19 protein-coding genes are annotated in these 16,799 nt (G+C 63.3%); 12 read left to right on the plus strand and 7 right to left on the minus strand.

What is annotated here, in order from left to right; translation table 11 throughout:
- Window positions 1-260 precede the first annotated feature (260 nt).
- The 5 genes from ACFP9U_RS16285 to ACFP9U_RS16305 all read left to right on the plus strand — a co-directional run bounded on the left by ACFP9U_RS16285 (window position 261) and on the right by ACFP9U_RS16305 (window position 2,852).
- Window positions 261-764, plus strand: coding sequence for a rod-binding protein (locus ACFP9U_RS16285; protein WP_378623011.1), 504 nt, complete (start codon window positions 261-263; stop codon window positions 762-764).
- Between the two features lie 13 nt (window positions 765-777).
- Window positions 778-1,185 carry a hypothetical protein gene (locus ACFP9U_RS16290; RefSeq protein WP_378623013.1) on the plus strand — a complete coding sequence of 136 codons (408 nt, stop codon included), beginning with the start codon at window positions 778-780 and terminating at the stop codon, window positions 1,183-1,185.
- A 12-nt stretch (window positions 1,186-1,197) separates the two neighbouring features.
- On the plus strand, window positions 1,198-1,686 hold the full coding sequence (locus ACFP9U_RS16295; RefSeq protein ID WP_378623014.1) for a hypothetical protein: 489 nt from the start codon (window positions 1,198-1,200) through the stop codon (window positions 1,684-1,686).
- 347 nt (window positions 1,687-2,033) lie between these two features.
- Window positions 2,034-2,471: a MarR family winged helix-turn-helix transcriptional regulator gene (locus ACFP9U_RS16300; protein WP_378623016.1), complete on the plus strand. Its 438-nt coding sequence runs from the start codon at window positions 2,034-2,036 to the stop codon at window positions 2,469-2,471.
- 99 nt (window positions 2,472-2,570) lie between these two features.
- Complete coding sequence (locus ACFP9U_RS16305; RefSeq protein WP_378623019.1) at window positions 2,571-2,852, plus strand: SCP2 sterol-binding domain-containing protein; 282 nt, start codon at window positions 2,571-2,573, stop codon at window positions 2,850-2,852.
- 16 nt (window positions 2,853-2,868) lie between these two features.
- On the opposite strand, the gene ACFP9U_RS16310 is transcribed toward ACFP9U_RS16305, so the two are convergent.
- On the minus strand, window positions 2,869-3,411 hold the full coding sequence (locus tag ACFP9U_RS16310; RefSeq protein WP_378623047.1) for a GNAT family N-acetyltransferase: 543 nt from the start codon (window positions 3,409-3,411) through the stop codon (window positions 2,869-2,871).
- Window positions 3,412-3,554: 143 nt separating this feature from the next.
- Window positions 3,555-4,688 carry a type III PLP-dependent enzyme gene (locus tag ACFP9U_RS16315; RefSeq protein ID WP_378623022.1) on the minus strand — a complete coding sequence of 378 codons (1,134 nt, stop codon included), beginning with the start codon at window positions 4,686-4,688 and terminating at the stop codon, window positions 3,555-3,557.
- A 544-nt stretch (window positions 4,689-5,232) separates the two neighbouring features.
- Here ACFP9U_RS16315 and ACFP9U_RS16320 point away from each other — a divergent pair.
- The 4 genes from ACFP9U_RS16320 to ACFP9U_RS16335 all read left to right on the plus strand — a co-directional run bounded on the left by ACFP9U_RS16320 (window position 5,233) and on the right by ACFP9U_RS16335 (window position 9,134).
- Window positions 5,233-6,414 carry an amidase gene (locus ACFP9U_RS16320; RefSeq protein ID WP_378623025.1) on the plus strand — a complete coding sequence of 394 codons (1,182 nt, stop codon included), beginning with the start codon at window positions 5,233-5,235 and terminating at the stop codon, window positions 6,412-6,414.
- A gap of 3 nt (window positions 6,415-6,417) precedes the next feature.
- On the plus strand, window positions 6,418-7,329 hold the full coding sequence (locus tag ACFP9U_RS16325; RefSeq protein WP_378623027.1) for a LysR family transcriptional regulator: 912 nt from the start codon (window positions 6,418-6,420) through the stop codon (window positions 7,327-7,329).
- A gap of 67 nt (window positions 7,330-7,396) precedes the next feature.
- Window positions 7,397-8,062 (plus strand): DUF1007 family protein, encoded by a 666-nt coding sequence (locus tag ACFP9U_RS16330; protein WP_378623030.1) that lies wholly within the window; start codon window positions 7,397-7,399, stop codon window positions 8,060-8,062.
- A gap of 43 nt (window positions 8,063-8,105) precedes the next feature.
- A complete protein-coding gene (locus ACFP9U_RS16335) occupies window positions 8,106-9,134 on the plus strand; it encodes a nickel/cobalt transporter (RefSeq protein WP_378623033.1) in 1,029 nt (342 codons plus the stop codon).
- 3 nt (window positions 9,135-9,137) lie between these two features.
- Here ACFP9U_RS16335 and ACFP9U_RS16340 read toward each other — a convergent pair whose 3' ends face one another.
- Entirely contained in the window at window positions 9,138-9,341 is a 204-nt protein-coding gene (locus tag ACFP9U_RS16340) for a hypothetical protein (protein WP_378623034.1), read from the minus strand.
- A 36-nt stretch (window positions 9,342-9,377) separates the two neighbouring features.
- Window positions 9,378-10,064, minus strand: coding sequence for a GNAT family N-acetyltransferase (locus ACFP9U_RS16345; RefSeq protein WP_378623036.1), 687 nt, complete (start codon window positions 10,062-10,064; stop codon window positions 9,378-9,380).
- Between the two features lie 81 nt (window positions 10,065-10,145).
- On the opposite strand from ACFP9U_RS16345, the gene ACFP9U_RS16350 reads away from it, so the two are divergent.
- From ACFP9U_RS16350 to ACFP9U_RS16360, 3 genes are all read left to right on the plus strand, one after another.
- Window positions 10,146-11,324, plus strand: coding sequence for a pyridoxal phosphate-dependent aminotransferase (locus ACFP9U_RS16350; RefSeq protein WP_378623038.1), 1,179 nt, complete (start codon window positions 10,146-10,148; stop codon window positions 11,322-11,324).
- A gap of 259 nt (window positions 11,325-11,583) precedes the next feature.
- Window positions 11,584-12,672 (plus strand): ParA family protein, encoded by a 1,089-nt coding sequence (locus tag ACFP9U_RS16355; protein ID WP_378623039.1) that lies wholly within the window; start codon window positions 11,584-11,586, stop codon window positions 12,670-12,672.
- Window positions 12,653-13,252, plus strand: coding sequence for a HEPN domain-containing protein (locus ACFP9U_RS16360; RefSeq protein WP_378623041.1), 600 nt, complete (start codon window positions 12,653-12,655; stop codon window positions 13,250-13,252). The genes ACFP9U_RS16355 and ACFP9U_RS16360 overlap by 20 nt, the downstream gene beginning before the upstream one ends.
- Before the next feature lie 214 nt (window positions 13,253-13,466).
- Here the strand turns inward: ACFP9U_RS16360 and ACFP9U_RS16365 are convergent, their stop codons facing one another.
- The 3 genes from ACFP9U_RS16365 to ACFP9U_RS16375 form a co-directional block, all read right to left on the minus strand.
- Window positions 13,467-15,320: an SLC13 family permease gene (locus tag ACFP9U_RS16365; RefSeq protein ID WP_378623043.1), complete on the minus strand. Its 1,854-nt coding sequence runs from the start codon at window positions 15,318-15,320 to the stop codon at window positions 13,467-13,469.
- A gap of 146 nt (window positions 15,321-15,466) precedes the next feature.
- Window positions 15,467-16,111 (minus strand): 2-dehydro-3-deoxy-phosphogluconate aldolase, encoded by a 645-nt coding sequence (locus ACFP9U_RS16370; protein ID WP_378623044.1) that lies wholly within the window; start codon window positions 16,109-16,111, stop codon window positions 15,467-15,469.
- A 56-nt stretch (window positions 16,112-16,167) separates the two neighbouring features.
- A partial coding sequence (locus ACFP9U_RS16375; protein ID WP_378623046.1) for an N-acetylmuramidase domain-containing protein occupies window positions 16,168-16,799 on the minus strand: 632 nt, incomplete at its 5' end.

The raw sequence follows: 16,799 nt of genomic DNA on the forward strand, positions 1-16,799 counted from the left end.
TAAAAGACGGCCGTCGCCGGGGCACGCGTGGAAGCGGCGGGGCGCGCCCATGCCCGGGCCTTGCGCAGGCACGAACGCAACGCCGAGGAAAAGGCGCTGCACGAGATCATCGAACACAAGCGCTCCGGTTCAAGCTGACCGAGATCATCCGGCCGCCGCCGGCCGGCAAGCCTGCCGCAAGCTTTCGCTGCCATAGTCGGATGAACGCAACAGGCTCAGGGTAGACGCTCTTGGCAATCTCACCCCCCGGAGACATCCTCATGGACGTGGCCCGGGCCGCCGATCCGCAAAAAGTGGAGGCGGCGCGCGCCCGGCTGCAAACATATGCGGCGGACGCCACCGCCGCCTTCGAAGCGCCGGCGGCGGCTGCGCCGCGAACCGACATGCCAGTCACCGGCAGGCCGGCGCACTTCGTGCAGTTCGAATCCATGGTGCTGCAGAACTTCCTGCAATCGATGCTGCCGGAAGACAGCACGACCTTCTACGGCGAGGGCTTGGCCGGCGAGATGTGGCGGGGAATGCTCGCACAGGAACTCGGCACGGCCATGGCCGAGCGCGGCGGCATCGGCATCGCCGAGCGTGTGCTCGGGGAGCACACGCTGGAGGACGGGGAGAAGAAACCCGTCGCCGGTCTGGCCGGCCACCCGACGAGGCTCGCGACAGCCGAACAGCAGACGCTTGCGACGGGGCTCGTCGAAGAGATCGAGCGCAAGACGGTCGCCACCGTCTCCGGCCAGGTTGCCGTCGACAATGAAGACGCCTAGCGGAAAGATATCAATGCAGAAAGCCACTTCCCCCGCCGGTCCCGCATCCACAACGGAGTTGTCCGCGACATACGCCCGGGCCGGCGCGCTGCTCAGCCTGATCAACCGTGTCGAAGAGGTGATCGAGGCCGAAACGGCATCCATCCGCACGGATCCGGGCTTTGACATCAGAGCTTCCAATACCCGCAAGAGTCGCCACCTGCACGAACTCGGCAGGGCCTTCAGAAACGTCGATCCGGCCGCACTCAATGCGGAGCATCGGACGGCACTGAGCCGGCTGCGTGAACGGCTGTCGGTCAACGAGGCAGCGATCCAGGCGCATCTCGGTGCGGTCGGCGAGGTGGCGACGCTGTTGCGGCAAGCCGCCGAACGCGCCCAGGCCGACGGGACCTATTCCGTCCGCGAATTCGGACAGCGCTAGGGATCGTCGGCAATGCTGAAATTCCTGCTCGCCGCCGTCTGGATCAGCGCCGCGACACTGGCCTCGGTGCTCTACTCTTTCCAGATGTCGCAGGCGGCGAAGGACCCGAATTCCGCGCCGGCCGCCTTCTTCGGCGGACTGGACTATATCCGCACGCCAGTGATCTCGGTGCCCGTAGCCACGAAGGGTGGTGTCGGCGGCTACTTCCTCGCCAGGCTCGCCTACACGGTGGAGCCGAAAAAGCTGAAAGCGCTGTCGGTTCCGGCGGAGATGCTGCTGGTCGACGAGTTGCACGACTACCTCTACGGAAACCCCCAGATCGATTTTTCTGACCGCGCCGCCCTCGACCTCGATGCCTTCCGCGAAGGTATACGCGACGGCATCAATGCACGCGTGGGCGACACGCTGGTCCACGAGGTCCTGATCGAGCAGATCGATTATCTATCCAAATCGGAAATACGCGACAACATTATTCGGCGACGCATAAACCCGACCGAATGACGCATATGAGATATAATCCAGCGTAATTGGAGCAGGAATCCTCCCTGCTCGGGCCTATCTGGGCCTGATCTCGACTATGACGTTTTCAAACGGACTTGGTTTGGGTCGGAATTATATACCCAAATTGATTTGTTTTAGGACATCTCGATAGGCGCAGAGCCCAACATTTTCATCGCTCGTGGCGTCCTATCTCGCTCGCACAGCGGGCGCCTTTGTTGAATATGTGTCATGTATTGGAGGTTTTCATGATCTCGCCGGCGACTGAAGTGAACAAGGCATGCTGTTGCAATGCCGATCTGAATGCGAATTCGCCGCTCGTGGCGCCGGAGCATGAGGGACTGCCATGCATGACCTCGCTCCTTGATTTCAAGCTGCGCCGCGCCCAACTGCTCGTCTTCCAGGATTTTGCCGAGACTCTGACGAAGCTCAACCTGCGCCCAGCGGAATTCTCCGTTCTGGCCATGATTGCCAAGCATCCCGGCCAGAAACAGACGACCATTGCCGAAGGATTGGGCATCAAGCGTGCCAACTTCGTCTTCCTGATGGACAGCATCGAGGCGCGCGGCCTTGCGGAACGGCGCAAGGGCAGCGGCGACCGCCGCTCCCACTCCCTCTACCTGACCGACGACGGGATCAACTTCGTCAACCGAATGGTGGAGCTTTGGCAGGAACACGAGAACCGGATCGTCAAGCGCCTCGGAGGGCAAGACAATCTCGAGCGCCTGGCCGAACTTCTCGACCGTCTGCTCGGAAGAGGCGCGCCGGTGGCAAGTGATTCACATTGACGTAAACGTCATCACATTGCTATCCGGGCTGTGCTCCGGCTATCCGCCGCAGCACAGTTTCGCGGCCCTGTTTTTGCGCCGCACATGGAGGGGGCAGCAATGGAGATGGAGCAGATCGCCGGCAAGATGCGCGAGCGTCTGTCTGGCTCGGGCTTCACGGGTTCTGTGAAATTCGACTGCGGCGATGCCGGCGTTGTTCTGATCGACGGCGAGTCGGTGTCTACGCAGAACGCGGCGGCCGACTGCACCGTCAGCCTTGCCAAGGACGACCTGGAAGCCATTGTGGCCGGTGAGCTCGACCCCACCGCCGCCTTCATGCAGGGCAAGGTCCGTGCGGACGGCGACTTGTCCCTGGCCATGCGGCTCAACGCCCTGCTCTGATCCGCAAGGCGCGCGCTCAGGCCGCGCGCGCCGCCGCGTAGGTCCTTTTGCCGACGGGCTGGAGCACGCCGCACGCCCCGTCCAGCGCCCCTTCGCGAAGGCCCAGAGCGAGAAAGCGCTCCGGCGCGTAGGGTCCGGGCATGGAGAGGGTGCACGTCTTGCGGGCGGAGAAGCCGAAGCGGGCATAGTAACCCGGATCGCCCACCAGAAGGATCGCCCGGTGCCCGAGGCGGCGCGCATCCGCCACCGCATGCCGCACCAGCGAAGCACCGATACCCGCGCCCTTCAGCGTCGGCTCGACGGCAAGCGGCCCCAGAAGAAGGGCCGCCCTGCCCTCCGGACCCAGGCGGATGTCCCACAGGCGCACGGTACCGACGACCGCACCGTCCGCCCCGCGCGCGACAAAGGCGAGACCGTCCGAGGGCTCACGCCCACGCCGCAGCATCTCCGAGCTTTTGCGCTTCCGGCCCGGCCCCATCGCACGATCGAGCAGCGCCTCGCGCGCCGGAATGTCCTCCGGCGTTTCGAGGGCGATGGAAAATGCGCCCGGCGCCAACATATCGACGGGCGGTGCAGCGAAACCCGCGAAGCGGGCCGTTTCCACAGCATGCTGGACCATTGTCCCAATCCTCGACGGGTGTTTCGGTACGAGGGCGGGCATCGCCCCACCGGCAAGGCGAAAGACGGCAGACCTGCCGCCCCTCAGATCGCATACGCGCGAAGAGGCTCGAAGCCGTTGAAGGCCACCGAGGCATAGGTCGTCGTATAGGCACCGGTGCCCTCGATCAGCACTTCGTCTCCCACGGTGAGTGCGAGCGGCAGCGGATAGGGCGTCTTCTCGTAGAGCACATCCGCCGAATCGCAGGTGGGGCCGGCCAGCACGCATGGCGCCGTCTCGCTGCCGTCGTGCCGGGTGACCAGCGGATAGCGGATCGCCTCGTCCATCGTTTCGGCCAGCCCGCCGAACTTGCCGATGTCGAGATAGACCCAGCGCACCTCGTCATCGTTCGATTTCCGCGAAATCAGCACGATCTCGGACTTGATGACGCCGGCATTGCCCACCATGCCGCGACCGGGCTCGATGATCGTCTCCGGCAGACGGTTGCCGAAATGTTTCCTGAGCGCGGAAAAGATCGCCTGCCCGTAAGCCTGCGCCTCCGGCACGTCGCGCAGATAGCGCGTCGGAAAGCCGCCGCCCATATTGACCATCTTGAGGACGATGCCCTCCTCCGCCAGCGCGCCGAAGACGGCACGGGCATCGCTCAGTGCCCGGTCCCAGGCGGAGAGATCCGTCTGCTGCGAGCCGACATGGAAGGAGACACCATAAGGATCGAGCCCGAGCGCCCGCGCCTGGCGCAGAACGTCGATCGCCATGGCCGGCGCGCAGCCGAACTTGCGCGACAGCGGCCATTCCGCGCCCGTGCCGTCGGTCAGCACACGGCAGAAGACCTTGCTGCCGGGGGCGGCGCGGGCAACCTTCTCCACCTCTTCCACACAGTCGACGGCGAACAGGCGAATGCCCAGATCAAAGGCGCGGGCGATGTCGCGCTCCTTCTTGATCGTGTTGCCGAAGGAGATGCGCTCCGGGGTGGCGCCGGCATTCAACGCCATCTCGATCTCCGGAACCGAAGCGGTGTCGAAGCACGAGCCGAGGCCCGCCAGAAGCTTCAGGATCTCCGGCGCGGGATTGGCCTTCACGGCATAGAAGATCCGCGAATCCGGCAGGGCCTTCTCGAAGGCGCGGTAATTGTCGCGCACGACATCGAGATCGACGACGAGGCACGGACCGTCGGGGCGTCGGGTGGCGAGAAAATCGAGGATGCGCTGCGTGGCCATCGGGGTCTCTCCATTGCGGGCGGAAGCCGCCCGGACACAAGCTCAAGCATTGCGGGCTTCACGCCCGCGGTGGACAAAGCATGCGGTTCGACGGATCGGCGGGACGGAGGGTGGAAATCACCGAAACCCGCGATGCGCGACGCATGACGATGAGCTCCCGCCGGAAGGCGAAGGCTCGGCTCTGTCTGCCTCAGCTTTGGTATGGGAGAGACCCAACCGCACTGCCGGCAATGAAGGTGTGCCTCTTCAGTAACCCCGGTCTTTGGACAACCGGCAGACACCAGAAAGGCCCGCACCGTCGTTGCTTCAAGACGTCCTCGATCTTCCGGGTGGCCGTAAGATCGACTGGAGCGGTTAGGTCCAGGTACCGTACCGGTTTCCTCGCCATATCCGAGGCCCGGCGGACGCCCACAGGCACGTGCGACTTGGGGCAGGCGCGATATAGTCGCGTGGGCCGTCACAATCAACGAAAAATTGCCCTGTGCTTGAAAAAAACCCTCCGAGCGCCGATTGTCCGGGCGACCGATTTGCGAGAGGAGTTGACATGACGGCGACACGCGACCCGCTGAACGCTTTTCTCGATTATCCCGACCGGCCGGTCCCCTCGGCCGTTGCCGGGCCGCTTGCCGGACTCTCGCTTGCCGTCAAGGACATCTACGACGTTGCGGGCTATCCCACTGGCGGCGGCAATCCCCAGCGCGAATCCGAGATGGGCATCGCCGAAACCACCGCCCCGGCCGTCCAGACGCTGCTCGATGCCGGCGCCCGCCTCGCCGGCAAGACGCAGACCGATGAACTTACCTTTTCCATGATCGGCATGAATGCCCACTTCGCCCCGCCGGTGAACCCGCGGGCGCGCGAGCGCGTCACCGGCGGCTCCTCCTCCGGTTCCGCCGCCGCGGTGGCCGGAGGGCTGGCAGACATTGCGGTAGGCTCCGACACGAACGGCTCCATCCGCGCACCGGCCTCCTTCTGCGGGCTTGCCGGGCTGCGCACGACCCACGGACGGATCTCCATGGAAGGCGCGATGCCCCTTTCACCCTCCTTCGATACGTTCGGCTGGTTCGCCCGCGACATGGCCGTCTATGCGGTCGTCGGCGAATTGCTGCTGGGCGACGACCCCCATGCGCGGGAGCTTCGCCGCCCGGTCCGCATCGCCGAACTGGAAGCGCTGCTGTTCGGAGCGGAGGAACGGTCGGTCTACGGCGATATGCTGGAGCGGATCCGCGCTCATTTCCACCGCGATCCCGGCTTCCTCGCTCTGCCGGGCGAGCCGGCCGAGCTTTTCGAGCGCTTCAAGGAGATCCAGGCCCACGAGGCATGGCAGGTGCACGGCGCCTTCCTGTCGAAGAGGGACCGCGATCTCGGTCCCGGCGTGAAAGAGCGCTTCGCCTATGGCCGGTCGATCAGCGCCGAGACGGCCGAAGCCGCCCACCGCCGCCGGCGCGACTTCCAATCCGACTTCGCCGCCCTGATGGACCCGGATTCGGTGGTCGTCATGCCCTCGCAGCCATCCGCCGCGCCGCTCAAGATCGCCACCCAGGCCGAGCTGGAGGGCTACCGCGAAAAGGCCCTCACATTGACCTCCATCGCCGGCCTGCTCGGATGGCCGCAGATCACCGTGCCGCTCGGCGAGGTCCACGGTGCGCCCTTCGGGATATCGCTGCTCGGCCCGGCCGGCAGCGACTGTCAACTCATCCGCATTGCCGCCAGCCTCCTGTCCTGAGCCATGGACACGCTCACCCGCATGCGCGCCTTCATCAGCGTCGTCGAGGCGGAAGGCTTTTCCGCCGCTGCCCGCAGGATCGGAAAATCGAAGGCGCTGCTTTCGAAATACGTGCGCGAGCTGGAAGACGAGCTGGGCGCGCTGCTGCTCAACCGCACGACGCGTCAGTTCTCTCTCACCGAGACCGGCCACATCTATTATCGGCGGGCGACCGAGATCGTCCGCGAGATCGACCACCTCTCCGAGACCGTCCGCGAATCGTCGGGGGACATACGCGGGCGCATCAAGCTCTCGGCCCCCAGAAGTTTCGCCGACGTGCCGATCGGCCAATCCCTCGTCGATTTCGCCGCCGCCCATCCCGATATCGTCCTCGACATCCATCTCGACGACCGTTTCGTCGATCTGGTGGAGGAAAGCTTCGACCTTGCCATCCGCATCACCAAGCTCGACGATTCATCGCTGATCGCACGGCGGCTGGCCCCCTTCCGGCTGCCGCTCTGCGCCGCCCCGGCCCTCATCGAGAAATACGGCCGGCCTAAGCATCCGCGCGACCTGCAGCACCTGCCCTGCATCGTCGACACCAACAACCGCTTCCGCCACCAATGGCATTTCAGGGAAGCCGACGGCAGCCCGATCCTGGTTCCCGTCTCGGGTCCGATCGAGGTCAACAGCCCGCTGGCGGCGCGGGCGGCGGCGGTCGCCGGCCTGGGCTTCTCCATCCAGCCCGATTTCATCGCCGCGCCGGAGGTGAAGGCCGGCCGCCTCGTGACGCTTCTCGACGAATACCTCACCGACGGCGCCGGCATCTTCGCCGTCTTCCCGCACCGCCGCTACATGCCGGCCAAGGTGCGGGCTCTGGTGGATTTCCTCGCCCGCTGGCTGAAGGAGAACTGCAGCGGGGACAATCGTTTGTGAGGTCCCATTTTCGCCGGGTTCGTGATAGACAAGGCGCCTTTCGAGACAGCGATGAGGGACGTCTTTCATGCATGCCCGCAGAAGAACGGAAACGCTGACCGCAGCGCTCGCCGCTCTGCTCGCCACGGCTGCCCAGGCATCCGCGCACCCGCACGTCTTCGCGGAAGCCCGGCTGGACGTCATCGTCGACGATGAACACCGCGTGGAGGCGCTGCGCCATCTCTGGCGTTTCGACGACCTGTTTTCCAGCACCGTTCTGGTGGAATTCGACAAGAACAAGGACCTGCAACTCGATACGGAGGAGTTGCAGGAGGTGGCCGACGTCGTTCACGAATCGCTGGCCGAATTCGACTATTTCCAGATCGTCACCGCCAACGGCCGCGACGTGGCGATGCAGCCGCCGCAGCGGCTGATCGCCGACTTCCGTGACAACCAGCTCATCATCCTTTTCGAATCGCACCCCGACAAGCCGCTGCCGCTCGACGGAAAAGTGGATTTCGGCGTCTACGACCCGACTTTCTATACCGCCATCGATTACGTCGAGGACAGCTACATGGCGGTGGAGAACCTGCCGCAGGACTGCCGGCGCGAAGTGGTCCGCCCCGATCCTCAGGAGGCGATCGCCCAGAACCAGCAGACCCTCACGGAGGCCTTCTTCAACGATCCTCAGGGCAATGACCTCAGCAAGATTTTCGCCACCAAGCTCGAGATCGCGTGTGCGGACAATGGATAGACGGTCGAGGACAATCGCGTGCCGAACCGCCGCAGGCGCGCTGATGGGCCTCGCGCTGGCGGGGCTTTTCATTCTCCCAGTCCACGCCCAGAGCTCACTCGGCATCGGCGCGGCCGAGCCCTTCAGCGCCCCCAGCGGGCCGCTCGCAGGCTTCTTGCAGTGGATCAACAGCGAGCAGCAATCGTTCTACCGCGCACTGACCGGCGCCCTGAAGGCCATGCGCGAGGACGGCTCGCAGATCTGGGTGCTGGTGGGCCTCTCCTTCGCCTACGGCATCTTCCATGCCGCCGGCCCGGGCCACGGCAAGGCGGTCATTTCCTCCTACATGGTGGCGAACGAGGTGGCGCTGAGACGCGGCATCGCGCTTTCCTTCGCTGCCGCCGGCCTGCAGGCGCTCACCGCCATCGTGCTGATGGGGGCGGTTTTCCTGGCCCTGCGCGGAACCGCGATCTCCATGACCGACGCGACATGGTTTCTGGAAACCGTGAGCTTCGCCCTCGTCGCCGCCTTCGGCGGCTGGCTCTTGTGGCGCAAGCTGCGCCAGTTGGTCCCCTCCGCGCCCTCCCACCCCATGCACAGCCTTTCGGCCGCTCATGCAAAGGAAGAGCATCGTCACGGCCACGCACATCATCATCATGAAGGCGCTCACCACCACCACGGCGACGACCATCATCATCATCATGGCCCGGGCGAAGTCTGCCCCTCTTGCGGGCATGCGCACGCACCGGACCCGGCGGCGCTTTCGCAAGACCGTCTCGACTGGAAAACGGGCTGGTCGGCGATCATGGCCGTGGGGCTGCGCCCCTGCTCGGGCGCGCTGATCGTCCTGACCTTCTCCTTCCTCAACGCGCTGTGGCTGGGCGGCATCGTCTCGGTCTTCGCCATGGCGCTCGGCACGGCAATCACCGTCTCGACGCTGGCGGTGCTGGCCGTCACGGCCAAGAACTGGGCGGTGGCGATCGCCGGGGGCGGTACCTGGAGCAGCCGTATCCATACGGCGATCGAAGTCGCCGGCGCGGCCGCCGTCCTGCTTCTGGGGCTCGTGCTTCTGGCGGCAAGCCTTACGGCCTGAACCTCACTTGTCCTTCCGCCTCTGGCTGCGCGCACGCAGCCAGAACACCAGGAAGAACCCGGCCACGAACAAGACCGCCACGGCGGCCGCCGCGAAAGGGGAAACATCCCCGAGCGCCAGCATGATGCGCGGCATCAGGAACGCCACGAGGCCGAACCCGACAAGAATGACCGCCGCGGCGATGGCGGCCTGACGGTTTTCCTTCATGCAGCGGCCCCGCGGGTGACGGCTTTCGCTTCGACGCTAACCGACATTCATCGACTCCCTGATCGCCTCCAGCCGCCGGATCTGGCGCCCTTCACGATCGAAATTCCCGGGCGCCAGCCAGGTTTCCGCCGCGGCTTTGACGGCCGGCCATTCCGAATCGATGATGGAATACCACGCCGTGTCGCGGTTTTCGCCCTTCACCACCATGTGCCGGCGGAACAGCCCCTCGAAACGGAAGCCGAACCGCAGGGCGGCGCGCTTCGACGGCTCGTTTCGCGCGTTGCACTTCCACTCGAAACGGCGATAGCCGAGGTCGTCGAAGACGTGCCGGGCGAAGAGATGAAAAGCCTCCGTCGCCAGGCGCGTGCGGGCGATCATCGGGCCCCAATAGATGTTGCCGATCTCCGCCGAGCCGTTCGCGGCGTCGATGCGCATGAGGGTCTGGCGGCCGCCGGCCACACCGGTTGACCTGTCAATGACGGCGAAAAAGAGCGGATCGCTGCTGGCTGCGGCCTTTTCGAGCCATGGCTGGAAGGCGGCGCGGCTTTTCGGCGGATAATCGCCGAGCCAGCGGAAACGCGCCTCCACGTCCGGCACGCTCGAGGCGGCGAAGAGGTCGTCGCCATGGCGGGCGGGATCGAGCGGCTCCAGGCGCACGTAGTGGCCCTCGAGCGGCGCGCGGGCGGGCGCCGGCCGCGCTGTCCAATGCCTCAGATCGTCCACGCAGACCTCCAGATTGACGTTTTTCGCGCGAAGCGTCACAAAAGCCCGCGCAAGATGACAGAACCAGATGGAACCCCTCCGATGCTCCATACAGTGCCCGCTTTCGACCGTATAGGCGAGGAGAACGCTTTCGCGGTTCTCGCGCGGGCGACGGACCTTGCCCATCAGGGGCGTGACATCATCAATCTCGGCATCGGCCAGCCCGATTTCCGCACGCCCGAGCACATCGTCGAGGCGGCGGTGAAGGCGCTGCGCGACGGCCATCACGGCTACACCCCGGCAAACGGCATTCTGCCGGCGCGCGAGGCGGTGGTGCGCCGCACGCTCGCCACCACCGGCGTCGAGGTTTCGCCGGACAACGTGATGATCCTGCCCGGCGGCAAGCCCACCATGTATGCGGCGATCGTCATGTTCGGCGAGCCGGGCGCGGAGATCCTCTATCCCGATCCCGGCTTTCCCATCTACCGCTCGATGATCGAATATACCGGCGCCAACCCTGTTCCGGTGCCGATTCGGGAGGAGAACGGCTTTGCCTTCTCCGCCGAGGAGACGCTGTCGCTGATCACCCCGAAGACGCGCCTGCTCATCCTCAATTCCCCCGCCAACCCCACCGGCGGCGTGACCCCGCGCGCCGAGATCGCCAAGCTGGTCAAGGGGCTCGAGGCCCATCCGGACGTCGCCATCCTCTCCGACGAAATCTATGACGTCATGACCTATGACGGCGAGACGGCTACCTCGCTGCTGACCTTCCCCGAAATCCGCGACCGGCTGATCGTGCTCAACGGCTGGTCGAAGACCTGGGCGATGACCGGCTGGCGGCTCGGCTGGTCCATCTGGCCCGACGCGCTCTACGACAAGGTGCGCAAGCTCGCGGTCAATTGCTGGTCCTGCGTCAACGCGCCGGCGCAATATGCCGGCATCGCCGCTATCGACGGGCCGCAGGATGACGTCGAGAAGATGATGCGCGCCTTCGACGCGCGGCGGAAGATCGTGGTGGAAGGCGTGAACGGCCTTCCCGGCATCACCTGCCAGACGCCGAAGGGGGCGTTTTATGCCTTTCCGAACATTAAGGAGACGGGCTGGAAGGCGAAGAAACTGGCCTCCGCTCTGCTGGAGGAAGCCGGAGTGGCATTGATCGGCGGACCCGATTTCGGCGTGCTGGGCGAAGGGTATATCCGGGTGTCCTATGCCAATTCGGAGGAGAACATCCTGCGCGCGATCGAGCGGATCGGGGAGTTTTTGGCGAAGGCTCGGTCGTGAGTGGCTTGGGTGGAGCGTGAGATGTCAGGAGCAACGAGCATGCAGAAAACTTCGGTTTAGTTTCTTACACTGGCACTTCCATATACTTCCAAACCATCGCTCCCGATGCCGAATGTCGCGTCCCAAGAGCAGACAGCGGCCAACAATTTCCGAAGCAGCTGGCTCGGAAATGGTAGGGGAAACTTAGGTTGCCTCGACATGCCCCCTATCGCCAGCCTACGCGAAATTCTACTGTACCTAAAATTGTAGGGGTCATGAGATGTCGAAGCGAGTAGCACTCTTCAATCATAAGGGTGGAACCGGTAAAACGGTTTCGACTTACAACATCGGATGGAAGTTGAGTGAGCATGGGCATAACGTTCTGTTAGTTGATGGAGATTCACAGGTAAACCTAACTGCACTCGCATTGGGCTTTGATCGCTTCGACGCGTACTATGAATCGGACGAAACCAGATATAATAACATCAAGGATGCGGTATCGCCGGTGTTCGAAGGTAAACCCGCGGCACTAGAAAGTTTCGACTGCCCGATAGCTCAAAATAATCAGAAGTTATTCATTTTGCCCGGACATCCAGACCTCGCTGGCTATGAAGGGCAAATTAGCTTAGCCCAAGAGACATTGGGTACGCTATCTGTACTTAAGAACCTACCAGGTGCGCTTCACGCGTTAATCAGGATGATAGAAGAGCGCCACGATATTCAATTTACACTTATTGACCTAAACCCGGGACTCGGGGCTATCAACCAAAATTTCTTTATGGCCTCGGATTCCTTCATTGTACCAACAAACCCAGACCCGTTTTCGCTTATGGCGATTGGGACTTTGGGAAGCCATCTGATTCGGTGGAATGAGTGGAAGCAGACCAACCTAGAAAAGTTTGCTGACGCGGATTACCCGTTGCATGCCTCTACACCGATATTTCTGGGGACGTTGAACTCACGTTTCAACAAGCACGCCAGTAAGGCTGCCAAAAAATTCGACGAGCGCATTGCAAAAATTGACCAACGTGTTGCGGACTCGCTTGTACCAGCCCTGGAAAACGCAGGCATGACCGCAAAAGAGGAATGCTATAATCGAGCATTCGGGGATTGGGATGGCAAGCTTACCAGAGATAACAAAGGCCTCTACGCACTCGCTCGGATACCTGATTTTCAGTCTCTGATCCACACCTCAAATATTTCCGGAGTTCCGATATTTCTTCTTAATGAAGAAATGTTAAGAAGTGACGATATTGTTGGCGTAGTTAAAGAGAAGGCTATGGAGAATATAGATTCTTTTAACGTTATATATGAAGCCATAGCATCGAAAGTTGAATTTTTGACCAGCGATGACTGCCGCAAAAATTAATTTCGACTCTCACATAGCCCAATGCGCTGAGGCCATCACAATCCACGAGTTCTTGGAAAAGCATGGGTATGCGGCTGATTTTGGACTGAGATACGTGTGGGTCGCATCGGTCTCTGCGCTAGACCACTATGTTTCAGAATTAATCGTCGAGAAGTCGACTGAACATTTTTCAAATGGATCGCCCTTGAATGGTAGATTGTTAAATGAAATGATTCCAATATCTGCGCTTCTGCGAATCCAAACCGTGAGTGGCCCTCAAGCAGTTGTTGAATTTCGTAGCATAGTAAGTCAGGCAATACGATTCCGAACTTTTCAGAAGGCCAATGACATTGCGGATGGACTGGCATTTGTGTGGAAAGAACAGTATAAATGGGAAAAGATATCCAATCTTATCGGCTTGAATGCAAAAAAGACAAAGAGCAAGTTGAATGGCATATGTTACCGGCGCGACCTCATCGCGCATAACGCTGATTTTAACGAGGCGACAGGCGCGCTGACACCATGTATTCGAGAGGATGCACAGGAAGTATCAGATTACATTTCTACAATTGTTGAGGCAATTGACAAGCTAGTCCCTTAGTCGCTGCCCTTAGCATCTCTTGCTATTGCGATAACTCATTTGTGCACTTTGAACCAGAATGACTGGCGCTTTCGCGAGAAGGACCGTCATCTACTGCCGCAGCAAGCATCCGCCTTGCTCATTTTCGAACGAGACAATTTCTTCGGCAGAGGTCTTCAATATCCGCAGTGCCGATAGCCGGTGCTTGCTTTGGCTTCGAGTTCCCTTCAACCGCCTACTCCATCGGAAAGAAGTACCGGATCGCCAGCACGCTCGCCATGCCGACCACCAGGTTCATCGGCACGCCGATCTTCAGGAAGTCGGAGAAGCGGTAGTCGCCGGCGCCGTAGACCAGCGTGTTGGTCTGGTAGCCGATGGGGGTGGCGAAAGAGGCGCTGGCGCCGAACATGACCGCCACGACGAACGGGCGCGGGTCGACGCCCATCTGCGTGGCCAGCCCGATTACGATCGGCGTCAGCAGCACCGCCACTGCGTTGTTCGTGACGAGCTCCGTCAGGATCGAGGTCAGGAGATAGATCGCCAGGAGGGTGACGAAGGGCGGCATCCCGGTGAGAACGGGCGCGGCGGCGCCGGCGATGAGCTCGACACTGCCGGCCTGCTGCAGGCCCTCGCCGACGATCAGCATGGCGAAGATGAGGATGAGGATCGAGGCTTCGATGGAATCCCACGCCTCGTCGGCATCGATGCAGCGCAGAAGCAGGATCGCGGCGACCGCCAGCATGGCGAGAATGCCGATATCGGCGACGCCGTAGGCCGCCAGAAGCACCACGCCGGCCAGCGCCAGAACCGCGATCGGTGCCTTGCGCCGCCGGAAGGCACGGCCGGACGGGCGGGAGACGGAGACGAGATCGGCTTCCTCGGCAAGCGCGTCGAAGCCCGTTGCTGGCCCCTCGAGCAAGAGCTTGTCGGCGGGCCGGAGCCGGACATTGTCGAGGTCCGGACCGGGAATGTGCCGGTGTCGGTGGGCGCCGAGAACGCGCACGCCGAAGCGCCGCCCGAGGGTGAGATCGGCGATGCGGCTTCCCGCGCTGGCGCGATGCGGCGCCACCACCGCCTCGACCACCGTCGTTTCCGTTCGCGGTTCGGAACCGCGCCTCAGGCCGACACGCAAGCCCTCGCGCTCGTTGAGCGTGAGAAGCTCCGAGGTGGTGGCCATGACGACCAACGCATCGCCTTTGCGCAGATGCTGGGCCTTGATGTCGGAGCGAATGACCTCCGTGCCGCGCCGCAGCCCGATGATCCTCAGGCCCGGCCGCTGGAAGGCGGCGATCTCGCCCACGGGCCGGTCGGTATATCTGCCCTCCGCCCGCACGGTGACCTCGCTGAAGAATTCCGTTTCTCCCGAAGTCGCATCGTCGCCCGAGGCGCCGCGGTCGGGCAGGATGAAGCGCCCGATGAGAAGCATGGTGGCGATGCCGGCGAGGATCGCGACGATCCCGACGGGCGTGATCTCGAAAATGGAGAACGGCTCCAGCCCGTTGCCCCGTGCCACGCCGTCCACAAGCAAGTTCGTCGAGGTGCCGATGAGCGTGCAGGTTCCGCCGAGAATGGAAGCGTAGGAAAGCGGGATGAGAAGGCGTGTCGGCGCCACCTCCAGGGCGGCGGCAAGCCGGATGACGATGGGAATGAGGATCAGCACGACGGGTGTGTTGTTCATGAAGGCGGAGGCGAGGATCGTAACCGCGATAAAGACAATCGCCGACAACGCCGGGCTCTGTTGCGCGCGCCCGACGATCGCCTCCGAGACGGCCTCCAGAACACCCGTCCTGACGAGCGCGCCGGACAGGATGAACATCGCCGCGATGGTGATCGGCGCGGGGTTTGCGAAGACGGCCAGCGCCCGGTCGGCCGGCACGAAGCCGGCCAGGATGAAGGCGGCCGCCCCGCCCACGGCCGTTACCTCGGGCGGGTAGAGTTCGAGAACGAAAGCTGTAAAGAGGAGGGCCAGAAGAGCGAGCGCCAGATAAGCCTCGTAGCCCGACAGGAATGCATCCATGAAGCGGTCCGCATCGCCGTTTCCGCCGGCGGGCCGGCAGGTTTGCACCACCTTGCCCGACTCGACCGACACGCATCAACACGGGCGGGACGGCAAAGGTTCCTGATCAGGAACACTCCCCACCGGCCGACGTGCCGCACCGGGACCTCAGACGGAAGCCTCCTGCTGTCGCCACCGGCGGCAGTCAGAGAATGTGTCGTCCAGGCGGTGCCCGGCCGCTATCGGCCGCGGGGCAGCGCCACGGCCTGCCGTGCCAGCTCGGTCACGGCATCCCAGTTCCCGGCACTCAGATCGGTATCGGGTGCAACCCAGGAGCCGCCGACGCACACCACGTTGGGCAGCGCGAGGTAGTCGGCCGCGTTCTTCACCGAAATCCCGCCGGTCGGGCAGAAGCGCACATCCGCAATCGGCGAGGCGATGGATTTCAGGAAGGCCGCGCCGCCGGCCTGCTCGGCGGGAAAGAATTTCAGCACGCGATAGCCTTCCTCGCGCATGGCCATGATCTCGCTGGGCGTTGCCGCGCCGGGCAGGAACGGCACGCTCGAGTGGCTGGCCGCGTCCAGAAGTTCCTGGGTCGTGCCGGGCGAGACGACGAACCGCGCGCCCGCCGCCGCGGCATTGGTGAAATCCCGGCCTGACAGGATCGTGCCTGCGCCGACGATCGCCTCCGGCACCTCGTCCACCACCAGGCGGATCGCGTCCAGTGCCTCGGGCGTGCGCAGGGTGATCTCCACGGCCGGCAATCCGCCCCGGGCAAGCGCCCGGGCGAGCGGCACCGCATCGGCGATCCGCTCGATCTTGAGCACGGGAATGACGGGCTGTCCCGAGAGGATTTCCAGAAGCTTTTCCGTCTTCTTCTTCATCACCGGCTCCAGTGCTTGCGCAATCTGCCGCCTTCTTAAACCGTTTCAGGCGGGATTCAAACGCCGCGAGCGCTCCAGAGCCTCGACATGCCTCGCCAGAGAGCGGAAAGAACCGCACCGGCGGTGTGATAAAGGCCTCCCAACGGCATCGCTTCCTGCATGCGTTCGCGTGTCGCGGGCCCGGCGATCCCGTCGACCGCCAGGCCCTGTTCGCGCTGGAACCGCATCACTGCGTCCTGGGTCTGCGGACCGAAAACACCGTCGACCACAAGCGGATAGCCGAGCCCCTTCAGCATTGTCTGCAGATGCTCGACCTCCGGGCCGCGGGCTCCGCGCCGCAACGTGCGCGTCGGGGCGGATTCGCGGTCGTGCGCCGCCAGCCTGCGCGCATGACGGCGATGGGCGAGCGACAGCCGCAGATGATAATTGTTCTTCGCATAGTTCGGCCCGTTGTAGCCGCGGGCGAAGGCCGACCACTCACGCCGGCGAAGCGCCCCCGTCAGATCTTCCTTCTCGATATAACGCAGCATCAGCGCAAGCTGCCCCCGCGGTCCGCTGCGCGCCTCCTCCACCAGCGCCTCGGCGCTCTCGTAGCCGAGCCAGGACCAGTGCGCGCCCATCACCTGCCCCACGCCCCAGGACGTGGATTCGTATGCCGCCTGGCGGTCGATCCGGGCGGCGCGCTCGA

It is taken from the genome of Nitratireductor sp. GCM10026969, assembly GCF_042660605.1.
GTDB lineage: Bacteria > Pseudomonadota > Alphaproteobacteria > Rhizobiales > Rhizobiaceae > Chelativorans.

What these genes read in the sequence shown, in the direction of transcription:
- ACFP9U_RS16285 (WP_378623011.1), top strand. Translation starts at nt 261, where the DNA reads ATGGACGTGGCCCGGGCCGCCGATCCGCAAAAAGTGGAGGCGGCGCGC.
- ACFP9U_RS16290 (WP_378623013.1), top strand. Translation starts at nt 778, where the DNA reads ATGCAGAAAGCCACTTCCCCCGCCGGTCCCGCATCCACAACGGAGTTG.
- ACFP9U_RS16295 (WP_378623014.1), top strand. Translation starts at nt 1,198, where the DNA reads ATGCTGAAATTCCTGCTCGCCGCCGTCTGGATCAGCGCCGCGACACTG.
- ACFP9U_RS16300 (WP_378623016.1), top strand. Translation starts at nt 2,034, where the DNA reads ATGACCTCGCTCCTTGATTTCAAGCTGCGCCGCGCCCAACTGCTCGTC.
- ACFP9U_RS16305 (WP_378623019.1), top strand. Translation starts at nt 2,571, where the DNA reads ATGGAGATGGAGCAGATCGCCGGCAAGATGCGCGAGCGTCTGTCTGGC.
- ACFP9U_RS16310 (WP_378623047.1), bottom strand. Translation starts at nt 3,411, where the DNA reads ATGTTGGCGCCGGGCGCATTTTCCATCGCCCTCGAAACGCCGGAGGAC.
- ACFP9U_RS16315 (WP_378623022.1), bottom strand. Translation starts at nt 4,688, where the DNA reads ATGGCCACGCAGCGCATCCTCGATTTTCTCGCCACCCGACGCCCCGAC.
- ACFP9U_RS16320 (WP_378623025.1), top strand. Translation starts at nt 5,233, where the DNA reads ATGACGGCGACACGCGACCCGCTGAACGCTTTTCTCGATTATCCCGAC.
- ACFP9U_RS16325 (WP_378623027.1), top strand. Translation starts at nt 6,418, where the DNA reads ATGGACACGCTCACCCGCATGCGCGCCTTCATCAGCGTCGTCGAGGCG.
- ACFP9U_RS16330 (WP_378623030.1), top strand. Translation starts at nt 7,397, where the DNA reads ATGCATGCCCGCAGAAGAACGGAAACGCTGACCGCAGCGCTCGCCGCT.
- ACFP9U_RS16335 (WP_378623033.1), top strand. Translation starts at nt 8,106, where the DNA reads ATGGGCCTCGCGCTGGCGGGGCTTTTCATTCTCCCAGTCCACGCCCAG.
- ACFP9U_RS16340 (WP_378623034.1), bottom strand. Translation starts at nt 9,341, where the DNA reads ATGAAGGAAAACCGTCAGGCCGCCATCGCCGCGGCGGTCATTCTTGTC.
- ACFP9U_RS16350 (WP_378623038.1), top strand. Translation starts at nt 10,146, where the DNA reads ATGCTCCATACAGTGCCCGCTTTCGACCGTATAGGCGAGGAGAACGCT.
- ACFP9U_RS16355 (WP_378623039.1), top strand. Translation starts at nt 11,584, where the DNA reads ATGTCGAAGCGAGTAGCACTCTTCAATCATAAGGGTGGAACCGGTAAA.
- ACFP9U_RS16360 (WP_378623041.1), top strand. Translation starts at nt 12,653, where the DNA reads ATGACTGCCGCAAAAATTAATTTCGACTCTCACATAGCCCAATGCGCT.
- ACFP9U_RS16370 (WP_378623044.1), bottom strand. Translation starts at nt 16,111, where the DNA reads ATGAAGAAGAAGACGGAAAAGCTTCTGGAAATCCTCTCGGGACAGCCC.